The sequence below is a fragment of the Leptotrichia rugosa genome, from assembly GCF_041200005.1.
Classification (GTDB): Bacteria; Fusobacteriota; Fusobacteriia; order Fusobacteriales; family Leptotrichiaceae; genus Leptotrichia; species Leptotrichia rugosa.
The window spans coordinates 883,435-910,343 of sequence record NZ_CP165644.1; the positions used below are offsets into that span (position 1 = coordinate 883,435).

At 30.1% G+C, this 26,909-nt stretch carries 21 protein-coding genes; 15 read left to right on the forward strand and 6 right to left on the reverse strand.

Annotation, left to right across the window (positions count from 1 at the left end):
* The first annotated feature begins 155 nt into the window (after nucleotides 1–155).
* From AB8B22_RS04365 to trmD, 10 genes are all read left to right on the forward strand, one after another.
* Nucleotides 156–431: a type II toxin-antitoxin system RelB/DinJ family antitoxin gene (locus tag AB8B22_RS04365; protein ID WP_369711796.1), complete on the forward strand. Its 276-nt coding sequence runs from the start codon at nucleotides 156–158 to the stop codon at nucleotides 429–431.
* A complete protein-coding gene (locus AB8B22_RS04370; protein ID WP_369711797.1) occupies nucleotides 421–696 on the forward strand; it encodes a type II toxin-antitoxin system YafQ family toxin in 276 nt (91 codons plus the stop codon). Before AB8B22_RS04365 ends, AB8B22_RS04370 begins: the two co-directional genes overlap by 11 nt.
* Nucleotides 697–1,021: 325 nt before the next feature.
* The gene (locus tag AB8B22_RS04375; RefSeq protein WP_369711798.1) at nucleotides 1,022–3,910 is read left to right on the forward strand and encodes an autotransporter-associated N-terminal domain-containing protein; all 2,889 of its coding nucleotides are present in this window, start codon (nucleotides 1,022–1,024) and stop codon (nucleotides 3,908–3,910) included.
* A 34-nt stretch (nucleotides 3,911–3,944) separates the two neighbouring features.
* The gene (locus AB8B22_RS04380) at nucleotides 3,945–7,472 is read left to right on the forward strand and encodes an autotransporter domain-containing protein (protein WP_369711799.1); all 3,528 of its coding nucleotides are present in this window, start codon (nucleotides 3,945–3,947) and stop codon (nucleotides 7,470–7,472) included.
* Nucleotides 7,473–7,661: 189 nt separating this feature from the next.
* Nucleotides 7,662–9,854 (forward strand): peptidase U32 family protein, encoded by a 2,193-nt coding sequence (locus AB8B22_RS04385; protein WP_369711800.1) that lies wholly within the window; start codon nucleotides 7,662–7,664, stop codon nucleotides 9,852–9,854.
* 24 nt (nucleotides 9,855–9,878) lie between these two features.
* Complete coding sequence (locus AB8B22_RS04390; RefSeq protein ID WP_094080324.1) at nucleotides 9,879–10,979, forward strand: O-antigen ligase family protein; 1,101 nt, start codon at nucleotides 9,879–9,881, stop codon at nucleotides 10,977–10,979.
* A 167-nt stretch (nucleotides 10,980–11,146) separates the two neighbouring features.
* Nucleotides 11,147–11,710: an RNA methyltransferase gene (locus AB8B22_RS04395; protein WP_211613673.1), complete on the forward strand. Its 564-nt coding sequence runs from the start codon at nucleotides 11,147–11,149 to the stop codon at nucleotides 11,708–11,710.
* A gap of 36 nt (nucleotides 11,711–11,746) precedes the next feature.
* Complete coding sequence (locus AB8B22_RS04400; RefSeq protein WP_369711801.1) at nucleotides 11,747–12,175, forward strand: PTS-dependent dihydroxyacetone kinase phosphotransferase subunit DhaM; 429 nt, start codon at nucleotides 11,747–11,749, stop codon at nucleotides 12,173–12,175.
* A gap of 37 nt (nucleotides 12,176–12,212) precedes the next feature.
* Nucleotides 12,213–12,719, forward strand: coding sequence for a ribosome maturation factor RimM (gene rimM, locus AB8B22_RS04405; protein ID WP_369711802.1), 507 nt, complete (start codon nucleotides 12,213–12,215; stop codon nucleotides 12,717–12,719).
* Between the two features lie 18 nt (nucleotides 12,720–12,737).
* On the forward strand, nucleotides 12,738–13,499 hold the full coding sequence (gene trmD / locus AB8B22_RS04410; protein WP_369711803.1) for a tRNA (guanosine(37)-N1)-methyltransferase TrmD: 762 nt from the start codon (nucleotides 12,738–12,740) through the stop codon (nucleotides 13,497–13,499).
* Between the two features lie 177 nt (nucleotides 13,500–13,676).
* On the opposite strand, the gene AB8B22_RS04415 is transcribed toward trmD, so the two are convergent.
* From AB8B22_RS04415 to trpS, 6 genes are all read right to left on the reverse strand, one after another.
* Nucleotides 13,677–14,891, reverse strand: coding sequence for a peptidase domain-containing ABC transporter (locus tag AB8B22_RS04415; protein ID WP_369711804.1), 1,215 nt, complete (start codon nucleotides 14,889–14,891; stop codon nucleotides 13,677–13,679).
* 73 nt (nucleotides 14,892–14,964) lie between these two features.
* Nucleotides 14,965–15,849 carry a CPBP family intramembrane glutamic endopeptidase gene (locus AB8B22_RS04420; RefSeq protein ID WP_021745745.1) on the reverse strand — a complete coding sequence of 295 codons (885 nt, stop codon included), beginning with the start codon at nucleotides 15,847–15,849 and terminating at the stop codon, nucleotides 14,965–14,967.
* Nucleotides 15,834–16,157, reverse strand: coding sequence for a hypothetical protein (locus tag AB8B22_RS04425; RefSeq protein ID WP_369711805.1), 324 nt, complete (start codon nucleotides 16,155–16,157; stop codon nucleotides 15,834–15,836). Before AB8B22_RS04425 ends, AB8B22_RS04420 begins: the two co-directional genes overlap by 16 nt.
* A 274-nt stretch (nucleotides 16,158–16,431) precedes the next feature.
* Nucleotides 16,432–17,322 carry a CPBP family intramembrane glutamic endopeptidase gene (locus AB8B22_RS04430; RefSeq protein ID WP_369711806.1) on the reverse strand — a complete coding sequence of 297 codons (891 nt, stop codon included), beginning with the start codon at nucleotides 17,320–17,322 and terminating at the stop codon, nucleotides 16,432–16,434.
* Nucleotides 17,323–17,477: 155 nt separating this feature from the next.
* Nucleotides 17,478–17,762, reverse strand: coding sequence for a helix-turn-helix domain-containing protein (locus AB8B22_RS04435; protein ID WP_369711807.1), 285 nt, complete (start codon nucleotides 17,760–17,762; stop codon nucleotides 17,478–17,480).
* Between the two features lie 45 nt (nucleotides 17,763–17,807).
* Nucleotides 17,808–18,785: a tryptophan--tRNA ligase gene (gene trpS, locus AB8B22_RS04440; protein ID WP_369711808.1), complete on the reverse strand. Its 978-nt coding sequence runs from the start codon at nucleotides 18,783–18,785 to the stop codon at nucleotides 17,808–17,810.
* A gap of 394 nt (nucleotides 18,786–19,179) precedes the next feature.
* On the opposite strand from trpS, the gene AB8B22_RS04445 reads away from it, so the two are divergent.
* From AB8B22_RS04445 to AB8B22_RS04465, 5 genes are all read left to right on the forward strand, one after another.
* Nucleotides 19,180–21,318 (forward strand): patatin-like phospholipase family protein, encoded by a 2,139-nt coding sequence (locus AB8B22_RS04445; RefSeq protein WP_369711809.1) that lies wholly within the window; start codon nucleotides 19,180–19,182, stop codon nucleotides 21,316–21,318.
* A gap of 237 nt (nucleotides 21,319–21,555) precedes the next feature.
* The gene (gene cbiT, locus AB8B22_RS04450) at nucleotides 21,556–22,122 is read left to right on the forward strand and encodes a precorrin-6Y C5,15-methyltransferase (decarboxylating) subunit CbiT (protein ID WP_369711810.1); all 567 of its coding nucleotides are present in this window, start codon (nucleotides 21,556–21,558) and stop codon (nucleotides 22,120–22,122) included.
* A gap of 337 nt (nucleotides 22,123–22,459) precedes the next feature.
* Nucleotides 22,460–23,314, forward strand: coding sequence for an NAD(P)-dependent oxidoreductase (locus AB8B22_RS04455; protein ID WP_369711925.1), 855 nt, complete (start codon nucleotides 22,460–22,462; stop codon nucleotides 23,312–23,314).
* 492 nt (nucleotides 23,315–23,806) lie between these two features.
* Nucleotides 23,807–23,965: a hypothetical protein gene (locus AB8B22_RS04460; RefSeq protein WP_369711811.1), complete on the forward strand. Its 159-nt coding sequence runs from the start codon at nucleotides 23,807–23,809 to the stop codon at nucleotides 23,963–23,965.
* Between the two features lie 160 nt (nucleotides 23,966–24,125).
* On the forward strand, nucleotides 24,126–26,876 hold the full coding sequence (locus tag AB8B22_RS04465) for an autotransporter domain-containing protein (protein WP_369711812.1): 2,751 nt from the start codon (nucleotides 24,126–24,128) through the stop codon (nucleotides 26,874–26,876).
* The last annotated feature ends 33 nt before the right edge of the window (nucleotides 26,877–26,909 follow it).

The window sequence follows — 26,909 nt, forward strand, 5'->3', positions numbered from 1 at the left end:
GAAAATTTCTTGTTTATAATTGTAATTTAAAGTATTTTAAATTTAAAATATAAAAGGTACTGAAAAAATGTGTCTTTTTTTATCAAAATTCTAATATAATTTATTTACAATGTATTATTAAAATGATACAATAAGTAAAAAAGAGGTGAAATATTATGACAAATGCAAATATAAGTATCAGAATTGATGCGGAAACAAAGGAAAGAGCAAACGAATTATTTAACAAACTTGGCTTGACGATGACAACTGCTGTAAATATCTTTTTAAAAACTGCGATTAGAGAAAATGGAATTCCTTTTGAGTTGAAGTTGGAAAAAGAACCGAATGAAACAACTTTGGAAGCAATGAGAGAAGCTGACAGAATAGCAAGAGATGAGAATGTAAAAGGATACGATAATATAGAGGAGTTGAGAGAAGCACTTGGCGTATAAGGTTAAATTTACAGGACAATTTAGAAAAGAATTGAAAAGAGCTAAAAAACAAGGAAAAAATATTGATAAATTATTTCAAATTGTTGGTATTTTAGCTGAAAAAAAATCGTTAGATGCAAAATATAAAGATCATGCATTAATTAGCAGTTATAAAGGATTTAGAGAATGTCATATTGAACCTGACTGGTTATTGATATATAAATATTATGATGATATTTTAGTTTTGTCATTATCTCGATTAGGTTCACATTCAGAATTATTTTAAAAAAGGCACTGAAATAAATGTGTCTTTTTTTATATTAGAAAAGATTTCTTTATTAAAATGAATACAAAATTATATTATTTATACCTATTAATTCTCCCTTTTATATTTGTTTTATCTTTATTAATAAGTAAAAAATATACAAATTTTTTGAAAAATCTTAAAAAAATACTTGTTTTTTCTTGATTTTTCTGATAAAATAACATTGCTGAAAAAATTTAGGAAACTTAAAGTTTTATTATCACTCGCTCACTCATTTATTTTAAATTATTCTATAATAGCTTTCTAGTTTCCTTAATTTTGAATAAAATGAAAAGAGGTAAAACTTATGACAAATAATTTAAAAGTCTTAAAAAAAGAACTTAAAGCTTTTGCAAAAAGAGTTAAAGATTTTAAATATACCGATTCAGCACTTATTGTATTTCTGTTGACAGGAATGATAGGAATTGGTGGCATTTCATTTAATCTTTATTCTGCTGAAGATGAAATTAAGACACAGGAACATGCTATAAATACATCAATACTACAATTACAAAAGGATTTTAAGCGAGCAAGACAAGAAAATAATAGACTGTTACGTGCGACAAATCTTGAGTTAATTCAATTAATGGAACAGGGAGATCACGTAGTTAAATCACCTTGGAGCTCTTGGCAATATGGAATGAATTATGTGTATAACGACTGGCAAGGAACTTATAAAGGTCGTGGAGATAAAAAGGCAAAATATCCTTATGAAGGGGTTTATCAGAGAAGTTTGGACATTTACGAGAGATCAGTTTCGCCAGATAGTGACAAATACGGACTGTTAAGCAGAAACAGAAGACCAAATTTTGCCTTGGGTTCAGCCGCTGGATACGGTATAGGAAGTTTCAAACCTGTTAAGGAGCCAATTGTACCATTTGAAGTGAACGCAGGTATACGTCCAAGAAACATAAATAAATCAGCAATAAGAATAGCAGATAAGACGGCAGTTACACCTACGTTACCAGAAGCAATTAGTTTTACACCGCCAAAACCAGTTATTGGTATTCCAAAAGATCCATTTACTCCAAATCCACCAACATTTGCAGTTATATTAGGTGCGGATTGTAATGAGGGATGTAGCAGTGCTTCAAATACCCCAAGACAAAAATCAAATACAAGTATTATAGCCGATACTCGAAGCGCACAAAATACAACAACATGGTTACATTATACTTGGCCAAATGGTACGGCAACTTCAGCAGAACGATCATATGCTTTCAAAATGTATGCTGAAACAGATACAACAGATATAACTGATCCTCAATTTAACGTAGTAGCAGGGCATCCTAATGTTGGGGCAAATACTCGACTTCCATCAGGAATAAATACTTATTATTTTAATTCATATAATTTCGGAGATGAATTTGGAAGTGGTGTTGTAACTTCAGTAGGAAGTAATAAAAATAATCAATATTTTTTTATAGGAGGTTCTAGATTCTGGGAAATAGATAATTATGGTGGTACAGGAACTTTTGAGATTCCAACAAATAAAACTGTTAGTCTTGGAGGAATTTTAACATTAGCTTTAGTTTCACAAGAAAATGGAGCAACACTTAAGAATAGTGGAACAATAACAGATGCAGCAGAAAAAGATGATGCATATATTCAAAATATTACTCAAAAATACAATATAAAAAATGTTGAATTTAATGAAGATGGAAGTGTTAAAACAGAAGAAGCTACATCAAATCCATCTGAAGGAAAGTATTTAAAAATTTTTGGACCTAGTTCAAGTGTTTATTACGTAAAAAAGAGTGATGATGGTTATGTAGGATATAAAGTTGGGATAGCACAGGTTGAAGAAAATAGTAGAACTGGTTGGAATGGTAGTCCTCGTTGGGCACAGTGGGAAAGTCAAAAATTACAAAACGCAGGAATTATAGATTTTAGAGGAGAACGTTCAATAGGAATGTATGTGTATCTTCCTAAACAAGCGGGTTCATATACAACAGATAGAAGTTTTGCAAAAATGGAAAATTTACAAGATTCAACAATAAGTTTAAGTGGAAAAGAAAGTTACGGAATGAAATTTGCTGCTAAAGCTGATTCGACAGCAGGAATGGTGAATGCAGGAACTATAATTCTTAAAAGAAACATAAAAGATAAAGCAGATAATTCAGCAGCAATGGCACTTATGGAAGATGATAGTGTTACAACAAATGTAAGTATGGATAGAGGAAAAGCAATAAATGCGTCAACTGGAGTTATCAAACTTGAAAATGTACAAAATTCATTAGGAATGTTTGTCAATATAGACTCAGATATGACAAATAAAGGTAAAATTCAAATAGATTCAGATATAGCTGAAGTTGATACAGATCAACCTATGAACGTAGCAATGAGAGCGGATTATGGAACTGGGCATGGAGGAAGCACTACACCTGGTTTAAATGCTGAAGTAATAAATGATACTACTGGTGAAATTAAGTTAAAAGGGAAGTTTGCAATTGGACAATTGGCAAGATTATCTACAGCTACAAATAAAACAGGTGGTAAGATAATAACTAATGGTGATGTAAAAAATTCTATTGGAATGTCTACTTTAGGTGGAGCACTTAATAATGATGGAACAATAACAGTAACTGGAAGTGGAGTTACAAAAAATATTGGGGTATTTTTGAATAAATATGGAACACGTAATCCAGAAGGTACTTTAGGACAAAACAGTAATATAACTGTGTCTGGAGATAGCTCAACAGGTATATTGATTAATGGTTTATCAACTGGAACGCCAGCTTCTTTAAAGTATGGTGGAAATGTATCAGTTACAGGAAATGGAGTTTCAGGAATAATTGTCGGAGATAATGATACTGGTAAGGCTGAAGTAACAGTAGAAAATGATGGTACAGTAACTGTAAATAATGGAACATCAACATCTGCTGGAGTTTATGAATATATGGAAGGTGCTAATAAGAAGAAACAAGGTTCTTATGGTATTATTGTAAGTAAAGATTCAAAACTTGTAAGTGATGGAACTCACAAGATTAATGCTGATATTAATATAAAAGGGCAAGAATCAGTTGGACTATATACTGGTGAAAATGCTAAATTAGATGTTAACAATCACACAGTAAAAGCCTACGAAGGAGCAGTAAACTATGATGCTGAAAAAGGTTCTACATTGACATTGACAGGAACAGGAACTGCAACTACAGGACAAAAGTCATTGCTGTTCTATACAGGTACCAGATAATGCGAATCAAGGAAAAGTTTTAATAAATGGAACTATGACAGCAACCGTTGAAGGTGGAACAACTCCTAATACTAGAGGTAACGCTTTTCTTTATGTAGGAAATGGTGGAGACTTTGGAAAATCTCAAATTGAAAACTGGGCAAAGAATAACTTTGGAGATGGAACAAATACAACTTTAGGGCATTTAACATTAAATATGAACAGCGGTTCAAGACTGTTCATTGCACAAAATGTTAAGATGGACCTGTCTGATACGACTGGAAATACCGTTTCAACTGCTACAGGTGCACATATAAATGGAACTGACTATAAGACATTCATGCTGTATTTAAGCAAACTTGCAATCAACCAGGATGTAAATTTAGATGATGCAACTGACGCATATAACCAGCTTGAAATTTCAAATTCATCAATAACAAATGCAAATACTAAGACTATCACAGGAACAAAGGCTAATCAGGTTGCAATGGCTCAGGAAAATGATAAGGCTTTATATCATAGAAATGATGTTGTCTTGTCAAATGAAGGGACAATTAGCTTGAGCGGTACAGGTTCTACAGGAATGTATGCCAAGTTTGGAGAATTATACAACAAGGCAACAGGAGTTATGACAATAGGTGACAAATCAACTGCTATTTATGGTATTGATGATTCATTGATTGAAAATGCAGGTAAGATCACAATAGGTTCTAATTCTACAGGACTGTATTCAGAAGGTTCCACATCACAGACAATAAAAAATACAGGAACTATAGAAACGTCTGGAAATGATTCGGTTGCGATTTCCTACAAGCCAGATGCGGGACTTGGTTCAGGAACAGTGCTTGAAAATACAGGAAAAATCACAATGACAGGTGACAGAAATACAGCAGTTTATGCAACAGGAACACCAGGATATGCAGCTAAAAACAGCGGAACAATCACATTGGGAGATTCAGCCTCAATTACAAGTCCTAATGTCGGGCTTTACACAGATCATAATAGTGTACCATTGCAAAATACAGGAAAAATAGAGTCTGGAAACAATACGATTGGAGTATATGGACACAATGTAGAAAATTCAGGTGACTTGAAGATAGGAAATGCTGCAATTGGAATTTACTCTCAAAGTGGAAACGTAAATTTGACAGGAGGAACAATTACAACTGGAACAGATGAGGCAGTTGGAGTTTACACAGTGGGAAGCGGACAAACTGTTACAAACAGCGGAACTGCATTCAACATTGGAAACAACTCATTTGGATTTGTAAACGTCGGAACGGGGAATACAATAACTTCAAGCATTTCAAATGTAGGGCTTGGAGACAACAATGTGTACATGTATTCAAATGATACTGCAGGAACTGTGACAAATTCTACAAAAATAACTTCTACTGGAGAACAGAACTATGGAATCTATTCAGCAGGAACAGTAACAAATAATGCAGATATTAATTTGTCAAGCGGAAAAGGAAGTGTGGCAGTTTACAGTATAAAAGGTGGAACTGCGACAAATAATGCGACAATTACGGTAGGGGAGTCAGATGTTGCAAACAGCCTTTACTCAATAGGTATGGGTGCAGGATATTCTACAACTGATACAGGAAACATTGTAAATAAAGGAACAATTAATGTAAATGGAAAACACAGCATAGGTATGTATGCAAGTGGAGCAGGAAGTACGGCGACAAATGATGGAAACATTGTATTGAATGCAAGCAACACGACAGGTATCTACGTTGACAATGGAGCGACAGCAATTAATAACAAATCAATTACGACTGGTTCAGGAACTTACACAAATGCAGTAGGGGTATATCTTGGAAAAGATTCTAAACTGATAAATAACAAAGGCGCAACAATTAACATAAATGCCAAGAACGGTGTGGGAGTTTACTTGAAAGGTGGAATAGTAGCAAACTACGGAACAATCACAGTAAATGGTGCTTCTAAAACAAATAACAATGATGTGGACGGAAACATAATATACCAATTTACAGTGCCTGAAACAGGAAAAGGAGTAGGCGGAGTAGCAATTGATGCACCAGCAGGAGCTCAGACTGCTACAATCACACTAAATGGAGTGCCGCAAACACCAGTGGTAGTAAATACAAAAGGTAGAAACCCGATAACAGTATCAGCTTCAAGTATTGGACTGTATGTAAATACATCAGGAGTTGACTACACAAGATCAATAGACGGATTGCAAAACTTGACAAGTGAAGCAGACTTAATTATTGGTAATGAAGCGGCTGAGTCAACAAACAGCAAATATATATTAGTAAACGATCCTAATATAATAAATCCGTATAAAACAGCAATGCTAAGCAATCCAAACATTAAGTGGAATGTGTACTCAGGTTCAATAAGTTGGATAGCTACTCCAACACTAGATCCGAATGACGGTTCAATAACAAGCCTATATATGGCAAAAATACCGTATACAGAATGGGCAGGAAGACAGGCTACGCCAGTAGACAGCACAGATACATACAACTTTGCAGACGGGCTTGAGCAAAGATACGGAGTTGAAGCTTTAGGAACTAGGGAAAGACAGGTATTCAGCAAATTGAATGGAATTGGAAACAACGAGGAAGTATTACTGTACCAAGCATTCGACGAAATGATGGGACACCAATATGGAAATGTTCAACAGAGAATAAATTCCACAGGAAATGCTTTGGACAAGGAATTTACTTATTTGCATGATAACTGGAAAAATTCATCTAAACAAAGCAACAAAATCAAAGTATTTGGTCAAAGGGATGAATACAAGACTGATACAGCAGGAATAATTGATTATACAAGTAACGCCTACGGCGTGGCTTACGTTCATGAAGATGAAACTGTAAGATTGGGAAATTCTTCTGGATGGTATGCAGGAGCAGTAAACAACAGATTTAAATTCAAAGATATAGGAAAATCAAGAGAAAATCAAACTATGATAAAAGCGGGAGTCTTTAAAACAATGTCTCCATCTTTTGACCACAATGGTTCACTTAGATGGACAATAGCAGGAGATGTATTTGCAGGAAGAAATGAAATGAAACGTAGATTCCTGGTAGTTGATGACATCTTTAATGCAAAAGCTGACTATACATCATATGGTGCGGCATTCAAAACAGATTTGGGATATGATGTCCGTTTAAGTGAAAGAGCACACCTAAGACCATATGGAGCGTTAAAGATGGAATATGGAAGATTTACTGATATTAAAGAAGATTCAGGGGAAATCAGACTAGAAGTTGACGGAAACGACTATTTCTCAGTAAAACCGGAAGTTGGATTGGAATTTAAGTATGTACAGCCAATGGCATTAAAAACAAACTTGTCAGTAGGACTTGCAGCAGCGTATGAAAATGAATTGGGAAGAGTTGCAAACGGTAAGAACAAGGCAAGAGTAAGATACACAGAGGCCGACTGGTTTGGAGTTAGAGGAGAAAAGGAAAATAGACGAGGAAACGGTAAATTTGACCTTAATGTCGGAATTGACAACACAAGATTCGGAGTAACAGTAAATGCTGGATATGACACTAAGGGAGAAAATGTAAGAGGTGGACTTGGATTTAGATTGATTTATTAATCTAGGTTTTAATCAAATAATTCTTTTGAAAATTTAAAATAAAAAATAACTCTTTATAAATTTTAGAATTCATATTGAGTTATTTTTTTGTTTAAAAAATTGTATATATCTTTTTTAAAATTATTGGAAAAAATTGATTAATTTGGTATAATAGTAAATAAAATAAATTTTGTATGGAGAGAAAACGAAGTGATTAAAAAAAGTAATAAATTAAATATTTTGGCACCAGCTGGGAATTATGAAAAACTTGTTGCGGCGATAAAGGCTGGAGCGAATGAAGTTTTTTTTGGGCTGAAGGGATTTAGTGCCAGAAGAAATAATGAAAATTTAGATATGAAAGAAGTTTTTAGTGCCATTGACTATGCACATTTACACGGTGTTAAAGCGATTATGGCTTTTAATACGATTTTAAAAGATAGTGAAATCAAAAGTATGTATAACAATATAAAAAGATTGTATGAATACGGTGTGGATGCGGTTATTGTGCAGGATTTGGGATTGGTCAAATTTTTAAAAGAAAATTTTCCAAATTTAAAACTTCATGCAAGTACGCAAATGACGGTTGCTAATCATATTGAAGCCAATAGGTTAAAAGAAATGGGACTTAGCAGAGTTTGTCTTGCAAGAGAATTATCTTTTGAGGAAATTAAGGAAATTAGAAAAAATACTGATATTGAGCTAGAAATTTTTGTATCAGGATCGCTTTGTATCTCGTATTCAGGAAATTGCTATATAAGCAGTTTTATTGGTGGTAGAAGCGGTAATCGTGGACTTTGTGCTTATTCTTGCAGAAAAAAGTTTACCGATGAAAATGGGAAAAGTGCGTATTTTTTGAGTCCAAATGATCAGCTTTTGCAGGAAAAAGAGATTAATTTATTAAAAGAAATTGGAGTTGATGCGCTAAAAGTTGAAGGGCGGAAAAAATCTAGCGAGTACGTCTTTGAAACGGTGAGTTATTACGACAATATTTTAAAGGGGACTCCAAGACCGACAGAAAGCTATAAACTTTTTAATAGAGGATATTCCAAAGGTTATTTTTATTTAGATGACAAGCTTATGAATCAAAAGTATTCTTCAAATTTTGGGTATTTTTTGGGAGTTAGATTAGGTAGTTCGAATAATTTTAAAATTGACGATGAATTAATTTTAGGTGATGGAGTTCAATTTGTTGATGAAAATTTTGAAAAAATTTCAGGAGAATATGTCAATAAAATTATTTTTAACGGCGAAAAAGTTCAAAAGGCTAAAAAAAATGACACGATTTCGATTGGAAAACTGCCAAAAGGGACAAAATATATTTATAAAAATTATTCTAAAGAAATCAATGACAAAATTATTCACAATATAAAAGTTTCCAAAAGATTTTCTGCCATTGATGCAGAATTTGTCGCAGAAAAAGGTAAAAAATTGAAACTTACTTTTGAGATTAAAAATCTGAAAAATGAAAAAATAACGGTCACAAAAGAAAGTGATTTTGTTTTGGATGAAATTGCAAAAAAAATGATTTCAAAAGAGCAAATTGCTGAGAAAATTGCGGAACTTGGCGATACATCATTTGAACTTGCAAATGTTAAAATAATTTATGATGGAAATTCGTTTATTCCATTCAGTGAACTTAAAAACTTAAAAAGATTGTGCACACAAGAGCTTTCTAAAGAGCTTTTAGCATCTTACAAAAGAATTGCGCCTGAAAAGAAAGAATATGAATTTTTGCAGGAAAAAGTTGTAAAAAATCCTATTTTTTCTGTGCTTGTTTCAAATGAACGGCAAGAAAAAGTCTGTCGTGAGCTTGGAATTGCTAAAATTTATAAAAAGCAGTTTGATGTGGCAAAAGAGAAGAATCTTGATAAAATAGAAATAAACACAAATTTGGCATCAAATCTTTATCAAGTTGTGATGGGCGAGAAAAATGGATTAAAAGGGCAATCACTTGATTGGAACTTAAATGTTTTTAACAATTTTACAGTAGAAGTTTTTTCTCAATTTCCAAATTTGGAAACCATATTTTTATCGCCTGAACTAAGCTATCGGCAATTAAAAGTTATAAAAAGCGATAAGATAAAAAAGGGACTTGTGATTTATGGGCATTTGAAAGGAATGTATATCGAGCATAAAATTTTTAATGAAAAGTATAAAGAACTTGAGGGAGAGTTTTATGACAAATATAAAATTGTAAAAAATGATTTGGACAATATTGAACTTTATTTAAATAAGCCTATGAATTTGATTCCTAAACTGGACGAAATTTTGGAGCTGGGGCTTGATGAATTGAGGCTCGATTTTACTTTTGAGACAGAGAAGGAAATTAAAAAAGTTATTGAAAGTTTGACGACAAAAAGTGGGAAATATACTCCGTATGCTTTTGAACAGGGGGTTTTATAAAAATTAAAATTTTAAGGAGAAAAAGTGGAAATTATAAAAAAACAAAAATATTTAGGAAAATTATATTTGTTATTGGGAGCTTCTATTTTTATTCATTATATTTTAGTAATTTTATTCAGTATTTTAATACTATTTGAAATTTTTATTTCAAAGGATTACAAAAAAATATTGAAAGACAGAACATTAATTACAGTTGGAGTTGTTTTAGGATTTTCGATAATGACTTCCGTCTTTTATAAAAATATTTTAGGGCTTGTGGCAATTCCAATATTTTTGTTCCTAGTGGTTGGAAGATATTATACTTTGGCAGTTGATGTGGAATTAAAGCAAAAAGTTTTGCAAATAATTTCAAAATTTTCGATAGTTCCATTTTTTGTTGGGATTGTTGAATTTATTTTGACAAAAGGTAGAATTGGATATTTCGCATTTTTTAATCCGAATTATTTGGGAAGCGTTATGATGATGGGGGCGATTGTGAATTTATATTTATTTTTTGAAAAAAGAAATAAAAAAAATATTTTGTTTTTTTTATTAAATATGGCGACACTTTTTTTAAGTGGCTCTCGCTCATCGTTAATTGCAGTAATTTTAGGAATTTTTGTACTATTATTCTATTTTTTGGATAAAAGATATTTTATTTTTGGAACTTTAGTGCTTTTAGTCTATATTTTGGGAGTTTATCTTCATGTTTTCCCTTTCTTGCGAATGGACACTTTTGTGGAATATTTCTGGCTGAGGGTGGAAATTGTGCAAATGGCAATTGTTGCTTTTAAAAGGACAAATTTTTTGTACGGACACGGAAACTTTTTTTACTACAAGTTTACAAATCATGTCTATCCGCACTCGCACAATGCAATTGTGGAATTTCTTTTAAGTTACGGGCTTATTGGAACAGTTTTGCTTGCGACAGTTTTTTTTAGATATTTATATGAAATTTTGAAAAAAGATAGAAACAATATTTTAAAGATTGCTTTGATAGTTGGAGTGATTTTTCACAATTTGACGGATTTTACAATTTTCTGGGTTCAGACGGTACTTTTGTTTATAATGATTTCGTCGTATGAAGAAGATAATAAAATGATAAAGGGTTATAGAAAAATAAAAAATGAAGAATCAGAAAATTAATTTAAAGAATTAAAAAATTAAAGAGTTATTGAAAAAACTAAAAAAAACTAAAATTATAAAATTTTTAAATAAAAAAATAAAAAAAAGAATAAAAAAGAAAATAACAATATTTAAGATAATAAAATAAAAATAAAATTAGAATTTAAAGAAAGGAAATAAAATAAGAAATGAGAAATAATATTTATGTGGGATTGGTTCATTATCCTGTATATAATAAAAATAGCGATGTGGTTGCGACTTCGGTTACAAATTTTGATATACACGATATTTCAAGAACTTGTAGAACTTACGATATAAAAAAATATTTTATTATAACACCTGTTGATGCTCAAAAGGAGCTGACAAGTAGAATTATCGGTTTCTGGACTGAAGGTGATGGAATAGAATTTAATAAAAATAGGAACGAAGCGTTTGAAAATACGGAACTTGAAGATTCCGTGCAAAGTTCGGTTGAGACAATTGAAAAACTTGAAGGGAGAAAGCCAAAAATTATAACAACTTCTGCGAGAATCTTTTCAAATTCAGTTGATTACGATGTTTTGGGAAAAGAGATGATAGAAGACGAAGCACCATATCTTATTTTATTTGGAACGGGTTGGGGACTTACTGATGAAATTATGGATTTGTCTTATAAAATTTTAAAACCTATTCGTGGAAAAACAAAATATAATCATTTGTGCGTCAGAAGTGCAGTGTCAATTATTTTGGATAGATTACTTGGAGAAAATTAAATATTTTTTAAGGAAGGAAAAATTAAGGGGAAAACTATGAAAAATAAAAATATAAAAAATAAAAATTTGGTTGGAATTGTTGTTGCGAGTCACAATAACAAACTTGCTGAAGAAATTATCAATTTTGCAAAGGTTTTGAGACAGGAAGATTTTCCAATTGTGAATGGCGGAGATGTTGAAAGGGAAGTTTATGGTACAAATGTAGAAAATATGAAAAATGCAGTGATTTCCGCTGATAATGGCACTGGAGTATTAATTTTCGTAGATATGGGAAGTTCAATCTTTAATGCTATGCAAGTGATAAAAGAGTTAAAAGGAAAAATTAATGCAAAAATCGTTGATGCTCCAATTGTGGAAGGAGTTTTATCGGCTGTCGCAGCAAATTCTTCGGATATGGATTTGGAAGATTTGAGATTGATTGCTGAAGAAAGTAGAAATTTTACGAAATTAAGAAAAGAACTATAATTAATATAATTTAAGAAAGTGAGAATTTTTTGAAAAAATGGAAAATTTAATTAATATCGGGACAATTGTGGGAACGCACCATTTGCGGGGAAGTGTGAAAATTAATTCGATTTTTGAGGAAATTGAGTTAATTAAGGGTGAGAGAGTTTTGCTTGAAAAAGAAGAAATTAAAAAAATTCTTTGTGTAAAAAATGTGAAACGGTTAAATGAAAAAAAAGCAATTTTAGATTTTGAAGAAATAAGAAATATTGATGAAGCTCAGAAATTAAATGGATTTAAACTAAAAATAAGAAGAGATTTGCTGCCACAAAAGACGGAAGATGAATTTTACATAAAAGACTTGCTTGGAATAGAAGTTTTTTTAGACAATGAAAAAGTTGGGGAAATTACAGATGTGATGGAAACTGCTGCACATGAAATTTTGATAGTTGAAGATATAAAAACTAAAAAAGAAATTATGATTCCGTTGATTGACGAATTTGTCAAAAAAATAGATTTTGAAAACGGAAGAGTCGAAGTAAATTTGATTGACGGAATGAGATAGAAAGCGAGAAATAATAAAATGAAATTTAATGTGTTAACTTTATTTCCCGAGTTATTTGAGCAGTATCTATCACAAACTATTTTAAAACGGGCAGTCGATAAAAACATAGTAGATTACAAAATTATAAACATTCGTGATTATGCAAGAAACAAACACAGTCAAATGGACGACATCCCTTTCGGTGGCGGTGCTGGAATGGTTTTAAAGCCAGAAGCCTACTGGAATTATTTCTATGAAAATTTTGAATATTTTAAAAATGAAAATTTAGAATTAAAAAAACCATATGTGATATTTTTATCTCCACAGGGAAAACAATTAACTCACAAAAAAGTTACAGAACTTTCTCAAAAAGATGAAATTGTGCTAATTTCAGGTAGGTATGAGGGCCTTGACCAAAGAGTTATTGATAAATTTGTCGACGAAGAAATCTCAATTGGAGATTATGTTTTAAGCAGCGGAGATTTGCCGTCGCTAGTTTTGATGGATTCTGTCATTCGGATAAAAAATGGTGTAATAAAAAAAGAATCTTTTGAAACAGACTCTTTTTACAATGGACTTTTGGGTTTTCCGCAGTATACAAGACCTGTAGAAATTGATGGAATAGAAGTGCCAGAGGTTTTAAGGAGTGGAAATCATGCTAAAATAGATGAGTTTAGACAGATGAAATCGATTGAGAAAACTATTCAAAATCGAGAAGATTTATTTGAGAAAAAGTTGGAACATATTGAAGAGGATTTGGAGTTTAAAAAGGTTTATAAAAAATATTTGAAAAGTAAATAAATATTATGAAGTTAAGAACATAAATTTCAAAAAAATAATTTTGAAAACATGTTCTTTTTATTTATTTGAGTGTTTTTACTTTGAAACTTAGAATCTCAAGTATATAATCTATTATCCGTTTTCTTGTATAAATTATACTACTTTCTAACGACATTCCTTTTTTTAGATTTAAGGTATTTACATTATTATTAGAATATTTCCTGTTAATCCTACAACACCCGATAAAAAAGTTAGTAAATTATAAATTTTACTTCTCTTAAATGAAGATTTTATAACTTTTAAATATTTAAATTCTGTTTCATCCTGTATACTTTTTTCAAGATTATACGCTTTTATAGTTTCTATTCCATTTATACTTTGAATTATAAAAGAAGTTAATTGAGAGTTATTTTCTAAAACTTCATTATTTATCTTTTTTAGAATTTCTTTAAACGAAAATACAATCACAAGATAAAATGATAGTACAGCCATTGAAACAAAAAACAAATATTGATTTTGAATATAGACAATAATTCCACCTGTAATAGCTGTTATGACATCCAGCATTAATGTCAATACCGTTTTAGCTACCGCATCATTTATATTATCAGCATCAGAAAATCTCGATGTTATTTCTCCTGTTTTTCTTGTTGAAAAAAAATTCATTGGTAATTTTATTACATGATTATAATATCCTAGCAATATTGCTATATCTATTCTCTGTCCTAAAAATATTAGCAAATATCCCCTAAATATGCTAAGCAGCATTTGGATTATTTCAAGTATTACCATTCCCACAACCATTACAGTTAATGTAGTCATAAGCTTATCTTTTAAAATATAGTCTATTAGAAATTTCGAACTGAATGAAGTTACTATGCCAAGCACAGTATAAAGTATTGAGGCTAGAAATATATTAAACAAAAGACTTTTTTGATTTTTCAAAACATAAAAAAACCTACTCAAAGAATTATCTTTCTCATTCCTCTTCTGAAAATCTTTCTTAGGCTCAATTAAAAGCAGGATTCCAGTCCAAATTTCAGAAAATTCTTTGTGGGAAACTTTTTTTATCCCACTTTCAGGATCAGAAATAATAATTCTTTTCTTATCTACATCATGAACAACCACATAGTGTAAAAAATTATTTGTGGTCTGAATATGTGCTATTATAGGAAAAGACACACTATTATCAATTTTTTTATCCTCAACTTTCACAGCCTTTGAATCAAATCCTAAATAATCCAGCCCTTTTATCATTCCCGCAAGATTAGTTCCGTTTCTATCTGTTCCTGATATTTGCCGTAACTTGGCAATTGAAAAATTGGAATTATACTGCTTGGCTATTGTTAATATACAGGCAGGTCCACAATCCTTCTCATCCTTTTGTAAAACACAGCAATATCTTTTAAACATCGAAAAAATCTTTTTCCACCTCTCTTTCTTTAAAAATAAAGAGTTCCTAGAAACTAGAAACTCTCTATTTAATTTAAAATAATTTATAATTAAATAACAAGTTAGAAATTACAATAACAAGTATTACAAATAAATACAGCCCATTATTTTTCACAAATTCAGCAATATTTTTTCTATCTTCATTATTTAGTTTAAATATTGAAAATATTTCTTTATATTTTTCTCTTTTTACATTACGTATAAAAATAATAAATAAGAATACAACTAAGACAATAAAAATTAATGAGTATATATACAAATATTTTTGAATTTTCAACGTAAATATTATCACAGGTATAATCCCAAGTAAATTCATAAAAAAGTGAAATATAATTGAATATTTTAACGAATATTTGTATGTAATATGTGAAAGAATAATACCCATAAATAATACTGGCATAATCTTTTCTATATCATAATGAGAAAATGCAAAAAAGATTGAATTTACGATAATAGCTATTTTAATTCCGTATTTTTTCAGGTTATTCATAATAACACCACGAAATACTATTTCTTCTAAAACAGGAGATATAAACACTGTCCACAGAGTATCCACATATAAAAAACCTTGTATCGTAGATTGCTTTTCTTTAAGATTACTTATTGTTATAGTAAAAATATTCAAAATATTTAAAATATGAATTCCTAAGAAAAATATAGCAAAATATATAATAAAATTTTTTATATCCAATTTATTACTTGTTTTAAAATATTCATAATTTTTAATATTTTTTACAAAATAATAAATTATCGGAAAACTAAATAACCATCTATATATTTTAAATGTATAAATATATTCAAATATTTTATTATCTCTAATTTCTATAATATTATTAAAAAAAATCATAAATACTAGATGAAACAAATACATTATAAATAAAATGCTAGATATATCTTTTAATTTTATCTTTTTTTGCATTTAAAACTCTCTCCCATTTGCTTCCATCCACTTTTAGCCAATCCACCTGTAGCCTCTCTTATATGATCGATTCGACTTCTACTACCATCATCTCCAAATAAAGTTCCAGCATATCCTATTCCGCAAGCAACTGCTTTTCCAGCACCAATAGCTGCTCCTCCCCAATCTCTGCTACATCCATGATTTCCACTTCCTCGTCTTCCATGACTACTAGCTCCACTTCTGCTTTCATGTGATCTGCTTCTGTCTCTAATGCCTCCACCATCGATTGTCATTAGTTCCATTTCATTTAGTTCTACAATTTTCATTTTTATCACCTCTAAATTTTTTATTTTAATAATTTTTTTTAAAATTATTAATGTGCATATTATACCCCCCCCACGTATTTTGTCAAGTTAATTTTTATTTAATTTTTTAATAGTTTAAAATTATAATTAAAAATAAAAACAGATGGTTTTCTCGTTTAAAATATACCAAACATCTTTTAAACCTTAATTTTCAAAACTTAAAAAAATAGATTTACTTTCTTTAAGATAAATAAAAAATAAAGAGCTCCTAAAAACCAGAAACTCTCTATTTAATTTAAAATAATTTATAATTAAATAACAAGTTAGAAATTACAATAACAAGTATTACAAATAAGTACAATAAATTATTTTTTGTAAAAGTAACTAGACTTTTTCTATCTTCAATGTCTAATTTTAAGATTGAAAACATTTCCTTGTATTTTCCTTTTCCAAGTCCGATTACCAAAAATATTAGTAAAAAAATAACTAAAAATATGAAAAATAAACCAATTGACACTATAAGTATTTCAATTTTGGAAAATATTATAACCTGCGATATCTTTGTTAATGTATTTAATAAGAAATGTAGCAAGATGGAATATTTTAATGAATATTTGTAAGCAGTATAAGAAAAAATAATCCCTGTTAAGATTGCTGGAATAATCATATTTATATTAGAATGAGATACTCCAAAGAGAATCGAATTTACAATTATTGCTGTTTTAATGCCATATTTTTTCAAATTATTCATTATAACTCCACGGAATACCATTTCTTCTAGTATAGGTGCCACACATAACGTCATTATTATATCAATATACAAAGGTCCTTCCACTAAAGTTGTCCGTTCTTTAAATTTAAATGTTAATGTAGTTAGTATATGGAAAATGTTTCCTACCCAAAAAGCCAATGCAAAATATATACTAAAATTTCTTATATTTAATCTTTCGTCTGTTTTAAAATATTTATATTTTTTATAAGTTTTTACAAAATAATATATTATTGGAAAACTGAGCATCCATCTATGTATTCTAAATATGAATACATATTGAAGTATTTTATTATCTGTAATTAGCGTTTTATTATTTACAAAAATCATAAAGACGAGATGAAATATATAAACTATAAATAGAACTAGAATACTCTCTTTTTTTGTATCTACTTTTAAATTTATTCTTTTTTTCAATTGCTACTGCCTCCAACTGCTTTTTTGTGATGTAGAGTTTACTTTAAAACCAGATTTAAGAATTATACTTGCTAAATAATTAAAAAAGTTATAAAACTAATGTTAGATTCAAAAATTACAAAATCTAAAAAGACACTTAATTTTCAAAATTAAATTTATTCAAACGAAATCACCAATTTTTTCCGAAATGCAGCTGCCAATTTTTTTAATGTTTTTAGTGAAAGATTTGCATTTCCGTTTTCGATTTTACTTATATCTCCTTGTGTTATTCCAGTTAAGTCTGACAATTCCTTTTGTGTGATATTTTTATCCTTTCTTGCTTCAACAATTTCTTTTATAATTTGAAACTCTGCTTCAAGGCTTTCATGTTCTTTTCTAAATTCTTCATCTTTTAATTGTTCATTCAAAAAATTTTTGAAATATTTACTCATATCTTTCATTCCTTGTTATATTTTATACGATATAACTATATTTTCAAGAATTTTTTAATAACTTTTTTTCATAATTCCAACTGCATCTCTAACTTCATCAACTTTTTTAGTTGCAATTTCTCTCGCTTTTAGCGCACCTTTTTTCAATATTTCGTTTACATAATCCATATTTTGCAAAAGTTCTTCTCTTTTTTTCTGAAATGGCGCAAAGTAATCCATAAATTTGTCAAATAATTCAGTTTTTGCATGTCCATAACCAAAATTTCCAGCTAAAAATTTTTCTTTTAACGCATTTACTTCTTCTTCAGTCGCAAATAACGAATATAGTTTTGTTATGTTGTTATCTGGATTTTTAGGCTCTTCTAATGGTGTAGAATCTGTTACTATGTTCATTATTTGTTTTTTTAGCTGTTTTTTTGAGCCAAACATATTTATTACATTTCCGTATGATTTACTCATTTTATCTCCGTCAGTTCCTGGAACTGTTGCCACATTTTCAACTATTTTTTCTTTTGGCAATTTAAAAACTTCTTTTCCGTAAGTTTCGTTAAATTTTATCGCTATGTCCCTCGTTATTTCAACATGTTGCTTTTGATCTTTTCCAACGGGAACTATATCTGGCGAATAAATTAGAATGTCACTTGCCATAAGTACAGGATAAGTAAATAATCCAACATTTGGTTTTATTCCTTTGGCAGTTTTATCTTTATAAGAATGAGCTCTTTCTAAAAGTCCCATCGGTGTTACATTTGATAAAATCCAAGAAAGTTCTGTGTGCTCAGGCACATCTGATTGTAAAAACAATGTTGATTTTTCAGGGTCAAGTCCCAAAGCTAAATAATCCAAAATGACATTTATTGTATTATTTTTCAAATCTTCTCCTTTTGGCGAAGATGTAAGTGCATGATAATTTGCCAAAAAATAGAAACCTTCATATTCATCTTGCAATTCCACAAACTGTTTTATTGCGCCAAAATAGTTTCCTATATGCAATACTCCGCTGGGCTGAATCCCAGATAAACTTCTTTTCATAAAAACCTCCGTAATTATTTTTTATTTTATAAAATATTATAACATTAAAAGATTTTTTTGTAAAATATTTAAAAATAATATTTTTTGAATATTTTTTGTAATTTATTTTTTTTGTATTTTGAAAAATTATTAAAAAATGTTATACTGTTTTTAAGAATAAAAATAAATTTTAATATTTTAAAGAAAGGAGATTTTTAATTTTGAAAAGAAAAAATATGATTTATTTTTTTATATTTTTTATTTTTCTTTTACTTACAAATTTAAGTTTTTCTGATGAAAAAGGAATTTTTTAGAAAATCCGAAAGAAAATCTTGAGAAAATTTCTGATGAAAATGATAAAGATATTAAAGATATAAAAAAAGGTGATTTAAAAAAATTTGAGAAGAAAAATTTTTTGAAAAAAGAAGATAAAAATATAGATAAAAAAAGTGAAAATAAAAAAAATGAAATACTTCAAAAAGACAAAAAAATAGGTCTTGCACTTAGCGGTGGAACTGCAAAAGGACTTGCTCACATTGGAATTTTAAAAGTTTTGGACGAGGAAAAAGTGCCAGTGGAATTTATGACAGGAACGAGCATGGGAAGTATTATTGCAGGAATGTATAGTGTCGGCTACACTCCCAAAGAAATTGAAGAAATTGCAGAAAATATGGACTGGATGAAATTATTTAACGATAAAATTGAGCGACGGAATAAGGGAATTACAAGAAATATGATTGAAGATCAAAATTCAATTGTCTTGCCGCTTGGAAAAAAAGCTATGCCTAAACTGCCAGTTGGCGTAGTTGGAGGAAAAACTGCAAGTCAGCAATTAAATGAACTTTTTTACGGTGCAATTGGAACTGATGACTTTACGAAATTTCCAAGAAAATTTGCGGCTGTTGCGACAGATTTAAATTCTGGAGAAGGAGTTATGATTACAAAAGGTTCGATTGCAACGGCTATTCGTGCGAGTTTGTCGCTTCCTTCAATATTTGCGCCAGTTAGAAGTGGTGATAGACTTTACATTGACGGAGGAGTTGTAAGAAATTTACCTGTACAGGATTTAAAAGTTCTGGGAGCTGATTATACGATTGGAGTTAATGTCGGAGATGGATTTGTAAAAAGAGATGAGAATAAAATGAACTTGATTGATGTAATAACAGATTCATCAACAATTGCGGGTAGACAGGAAGTTGAGCGTCAAATTAGAATGCTTGATTTATATATGAAACCAGATTTGGAAAAATTTGAGGCGTACGATTTTTCAAAAGTTAAGGAAATTATTGCAGCTGGGGAAAAAATTGCAAGAGATAATATTGATAAAATAAGAGAATTATCAAATCCTAAACTCTATGATGAGCTTGAAGAAAAAAGAAAAGAGTTTAGAAAAACTTGGACTGATGAATATAAAATAACGAGTATTGACATTGAAGGAAATAAAAAATATAAAGATAGCTATTTTAAAAAATTTTTACCGAAAAAACTTGGAAATATGAATCGGCTTGAAATGGAAGAAATTGTAAATGAAATTTATCAAAATGGGAATTTTACAACGGCATATTATGAAGTGAAAAATGACAAACTTGTGATTAATGTTCAAGAAAAGCCGAGCGATTATGTAACTTTGACTGGAAATGTGAACAACGAGGACAAAGCAACTATTAATTTTGGATTTCAAGGAAATAAAGTTTTAGGAGATATGAATGCCAGATATTCTTTAAACACGACAGTGGCGAATGAATATGGAGTTAATAACAGTGTAATTTTAGGAATTGGGAAAGACGATAAGGTATTAATCTTAGGAAATTTGGATTATAAAAGAGATATGATCTATAATCAAAATTCTGGAAATGGATATTATGACTTTGTAAATAAAAAATTTAGTGTGGAAACTGGGGTTGGATTTCAAATTTCAAAAAATTTATTACTTTTTGCTGGTGGAGGTTATCAAACTTCAAAAGTTGAAAAAAATCAAGACCCAAGCAAAAATGGAAAAAAGAGATTCCCTTTTTTTGAGACAAGTTTGACTTATGACACGAGAGATTCAGTTGAATCGCCTACGAGAGGAGTTTATTTGACTTCAAAATACACTTTTTCAAATTCAAAAGATGCAGATTTTAATGCATTATATCAAACAGGGGAAATAAATATTCCAATTGGTGAAAAAATAACAATAACTCCAAAAGTTTCATATTTGACGGCAAAAGGGGAAAACATACCTGAAACATATGAGCCTAAATTGGGGGGAATAAAGACAGAAGATAATTCGCTTGAATTTTTTGGACTTCCTGCGGATAAGGTCAGAGGAGAGAGCATATTCGTCGGAAGTGTGAAATTGCAGTACAATATTTCTAAAATTTTGTATGCGGATACAATGTATTCACGGGCTTACATTTCAAATGAAGGGTTTGATTTCGGAAGTCGGAAAAGAGAAAGTTATAAATTTGGATTTGGGATAAAAACACCGCTTGGACCTTATTATTTTGGAATAGCGAAAGTTACTGGAGAAACTTTGCGATACATTTTGAATTTTGGATATAAACCTCAATAGTAAAAAATTTGAATTTTAATACAATTTTGGAGAAATAAAAAATGGGAAATTATGTATATTTTAACGGCAAAAATTGTGATTAAATCTTTTGAAAAGGCGAGTAAATTGGCAAATTATGAAGATAAATTTGGAATGAATGTTGTGATTTTGAAAAAATAAAAAAAGGTTAAAAGTTTTTGTAATAAAAAGAAAGTTTTTAACAAAATAAAAAAATTAAATGTAAGAAGTGGAGAGAAAATGTATCATATAAAAGATAAGGACTTTATTCGTGGAAAAGTTCCAATGACAAAGGAAGAGATAAGAGCGGTGAGTATTGCGAAAATGGAAATTTCTGATGAAGATGTGTGTATTGATATTGGTGGTGGAACTGGCTCGGTTAGTATTGAAATGGCTAGATTTGCTAAAAATGGTCATGTTTACACGATTGAGCAAAAAGAGGAAGCTGTTGATTTAATAAAACAGAATATGGAAAAATTTGAGATAAAAAATATGACTGTAATTTCTGGGAAAGCACCAGAAGATTTGCCACAAGGAATAACTTTTGATAAGGTGTTTATCGGTGGTTCAGGCGGAAATTTATCAAAAATTATTAACTATTCTTATGAAAATTTAAAAGAAGGTGGAATAATCGCTTTGAACTTCATCGTTTTAGAAAACACATTTGAAGCACTTGAATGCTTAAAAAAATCAAATTTTGAGGATATTGATATTTCTCAAATAATTGTGGCAAAAAATAGAAAAGTAAAGGATTTTAACATGATGATGTCAGAAAATCCGATTTATGTGATTTCTGCGAGAAAATAATATATTAAAAAAACCACTTGCAACATATTAAAAGGTGGTTTTTTATTACGAAAATTCTTTCAAAATAATCATTTCTGCTGATTACATTTTGTTTTATCATAAATTTAAACTTTTAGAAATATAAAATCGTGTCTGTTTATAAAAATATTTTATTATGTTCTAATATTTTTATCTCATTATGTTATTATGAATAATCAAAAATTTAAAATATGATGATTCATAAAATAAATGAAAAAATATTGGCTTAAACTTTTCTAAATGTTATGATGAATGAACATTTAGATTGGTTAAGTGTATTAGTTAAAGTTGTGAAGGGAGAAATAAAATAATAGCTAAAATAGGTTGGATAGGATTAGGACAAATGGGAACTCCTATGGTAGAAAATTTATTAAAAGGTTCTGTTGATGTAACTGTTTACAATAGAAGTTTTGATAAAACTTTACCACTTGTAGAAAAAGGAGCTAAAAACGCAAAAACTGTGGAAGAAATTTTTGAACAAAATGATACTATATTCTTTATGATTTCAAATTACAGTGTGGCATTAGAAGTTTTAAATGAAAATGTTTTATCAAAAATAAAAGGTAAAAAAATAGTAAATATGAGTACAATTTCACCTACTGAAAGTAAAGCTGTAGGAAAACTTGTTATTGAAAATAATGGGAAATATATTGAAGCACCGGTATCTGGATCAGTAGGAGCTGCTACTGCTGGAGTTTTATTAATATTAGTTGGTGGAAATGAAGCTGATACAAAAGATTTATATTCAATTTTTGATATTTTAGGAAGTAAAACATATTATTTTGGAGAATTAGGAAAATCAACTGGAGCAAAATTAGTATTGAATTCTTTACTTGGAATATTTGGAGAAGCTTATAGTGAAGTGTTATTATTAGCACAAAATTTTGGAATAGATACAGAAACTATTGTAAATGCTATTTCAGATTCTAGAATGAGTTCGGCACTATTTCAGGAAAAAAAAGATATGTTTACAAACAGAGAATATCCTGCGGCATTTATGCTTAAACATATGACAAAAGACTTGAAATTATCAAATGAAGAAATCGAAAATAGAAAATTATCATTACCACTAATTGAAGATACAACTAGAAATTATTCAGATGCTTTAAAACAAGGGTATGGAGAACAAGATATGGCGGCTATTTTTGAAATTTTAAGTAAGAAAAATAATTAGCTAAAACAAATAGATAAATACACATTAAAAGATATCAGGAATATTTGCCTGATATTTTTAATTTTAATGGATTGATTTTTGTTCTTATAAATACTATTATTTAAGAATAAAAAGACAAACTTCTCATTTTTTTATAAACATACAGTATACTGAATATGTACTCAAACTTATTTAAAATTAAACTGCTAAAAATTATATAAATTTAGAGTTTGAACAAAATAGTCATAGTTTTTGAGTTCAGCTTTAAAACGGTTTTACTATATGTACTAATCAAAATATGTATCATTTTTTCTATAAAATTTTTAAGATATTAATTGTTTTTTTCTTATCTTATGGTATAATTAAATGAATGAATAAATTGTAATAATTATAAAAATATAAATATTTAAATTAAAAAAAGAAAGGAGGCGCTACTTTTTAGAGTAATTTGACAAATATATGAAAATTTATTGTCAGTGCAATATGATAAATTAAAATTAAGTAGCGAAAAAAATGAAAAAAACACTACTATTAATCAGTTTGATTACCGTGTTATCTAGCTGTGGCGGAGGTGGAGGCGGAAGTTCGCAGACATCTCAAGCAACCCCCATACCAAATCCAAGCATAGTCGGAAAATCCATCTCAAATCCTAAATATTGGTGGAAAAAGTAATTTTAATCCAAGTCAAAATATTGGAAATTCTGAATCAAATAATAATTCTAGCTCTGGACAAAGTGCTGGAAATTCCACAACAAACAACAGTTCTAATTCTGGACAACAAAGTCAAGTACCCATCCCAAATAATTTTGAAAAACCTGCAAATCAAGGTGTAATGACAGGAAAAGGCGTACAAGTTGCAGTTTTGGATGAGGATTTTATAACTAATAATGAAACAATGAAATATTACAAAAGAGGACAAACTTTTGAGAAAGTAAAAGAAGATGAATTTAAAGGAAGATTGAATTCAAATTATGCAGTTGCTACAGGTCATAGTCCAAGTAAAAATGATCACGGATTGAGAGTAGCTACAATACTTGGTGGTGAAAGCGGTAATGGAGCTAAAGGAGCAACAATACACGGAGTATCTTTGGGAACACAAAGTGCTGGATTAATTATAAATGTGGATAGGTACAAAGAATTACAAGCTAAAGGTGTAAGAATATACAATCAATCTCTTGGAATACCTCAAGAATTTTCTTCTACGACTTATAGAAAGGATTTATGGGAATCTATTAAAACTGTTGGAAATTGGACTCAAGATAAAATGGATCAAAAGGTAGATGAGTTAATAAATTTCTATAAAAAAGCTGTTAACGAAGGTTCATTATTTGTCTGGGCAGCTGGAAATTATAAAGCAGATAAAACTGAACTTACAGCAGTGTCTGTTCAGTCGGGGTTACCAATAGCAATTCCTTCATTACAAAAAGGTTGGATAGCAGTGGTAGGTTTGGAAGAACAGGCTGATGGAAGTGCAAAAGATTTTCCAAAACATTTTGCGTGGGCAGGAGAAAGTGCAGCATATTGGACTATTTCTGCAAATGGACGTTGTGAATTGCCAGGTTGTTCTTCACCGGGTTCATCAAATGCAGCTCCAAGAGTTACAGCGGCGGCAGCAAAAGTTAAAGAAAGATTTCCTTGGATGACAGGACACGAAATTCAGCAGACGATTTTAACAACTGCAACTAAAATAAATACACTATTAATTGGTAATGGTGATGTAAGTTCAAGATATGGATGGGGATATTTGAATGAAGAAAAAGCATTAAAAGGACCTGCTCAATTTGATAATATTCTTCTTGTTGGTAAAAACGCTTCAGATAACGGATTAAAAGGGCAATTTAACGCAAATATCGGAAATTCAATGACTTCTATTTTTGAAAATGATATTAAAGGTGATGGCGGATTAAGAAAATCTGGAAATGGAACATTGATTTTAACAGGGAATAACAGTTATGCTGGAGATACTACCATAGATGAAGGAAAATTAGAAATATATGGAAATAATACTTCTGATATAACAATAAATTCACAAGGGACACTAGTAACATATCCAACAGCTATAATAAACAAAAAAGATGGTGTTCCAAAAAGTGTTTACAATAATGGAGGAACTTTTGAAAACAGAGGTTCAGGAGCGATTATAACAGGAAATTACATAGCAACAGCTGGTTCTATAACAAAAGCAGAAATAGGTTCTAAACTTATAGTTAATGGAATAGTGAATTTAAATGGAGAGAGTGCAACATTACAAACTTTAAGTAATGGAAGATATATTACAGCAAAACCATTATCGATGACTGTGATTGAAGCAGAAAAAGGAATTGAAGGTAATTTTGGGGAAGTGGAAACACCTGAATTGGTTAATGGTACGACTGAAGTAACAGGAAATAAATTAAGTGTGAAATTGAGCAGAAAAAATGTGTTAGATTATGTGAAAAAAATAGTAGGAACTGACGAGATGCAAGAAAATACCGCGCAAAATATTGAAACAGCTTTTCAAAAATTAGATGAAAAAGTTGAGAATGGAACGGCGGAAAATGTTTCACAGTTTGAGAAAAAAGCTGCAAAATTACAATCGCTTTCTTCTACAGCAAGAGCAGCAATTTTAGACAGTTTATCAGGACAAATTTATGCTTCAGCTCAAGCGTTGACTTTTGGACATTCACAAACTGTGAATAAAGATTTGTCAAATAGACTTGTAATGCTTGGAACACTTGACAATGTCGGGGATAAATTTGGACTTTGGGTATCAGGTTTTGGCGCAAATGGTAAACTAAAACAAGATGGATATGGAACTGGAGATACAAAAGTACTTGGTGGACAAGTTGGAGTTGACAAACAATTTGGTGAAAATTTAATTTTAGGGACAGCCTTGTCTTATTCAAAAGCCAATGTTAAGTTTGACAGATACGGAGGAAAATCCGATGCAAATAATTTTGGTTTTTCGTTGTATGGAAGATTAGGCAACAAAAATAATCCGTTATATTTGCAAGGTCGTTTGGGAGCAGGATTTGTTGACAGTGATGTTGAAAGGGACATCATTTTAAGTAGTAATGATTATTCTCAAGCAAAGATTAATCACAATGACAAAGTCTATTCAGGGTACTTGGAAACAGGATATGATATAAAAAATAAAAATGGAGATTTTGTCGTAACACCATTTGTTGGGTTGACTCACGACACGGTTCAAAGAGGTTCATTTTCTGAAAAAGACAGCCAATTTGGACTTACAGCGGAGAAAAAAACTTATAATCAAACCGCAGCATTAGTAGGACTTAGAGTCGGAAAATCTGTAAATTGGAATAGTGAAAGCAAAACGACTTTCCAGGGATATGTAACACACCAAAAAGCTTTTAAAGATGAGGATTTGAGCTTTGATGCAAGATATACTGGACTTCCAGGAGCAAAATTCAAAGTAAAAGGTATTGGACTTTCAAAAAATAAAACTTGGGTAGGAGCAGGTGTACTAACTGAAGTAAATAAAAGTTTTGGTTGGTATGTAAACTATGATGATTCTATTGACAGCGGAAAAGGTAAAGGAAGTAACAATGTTTACACGACAGGAGTTAGAATTAATTTTTGATATGTTAAATTAAAAAAAATAATTGTAAGAAGT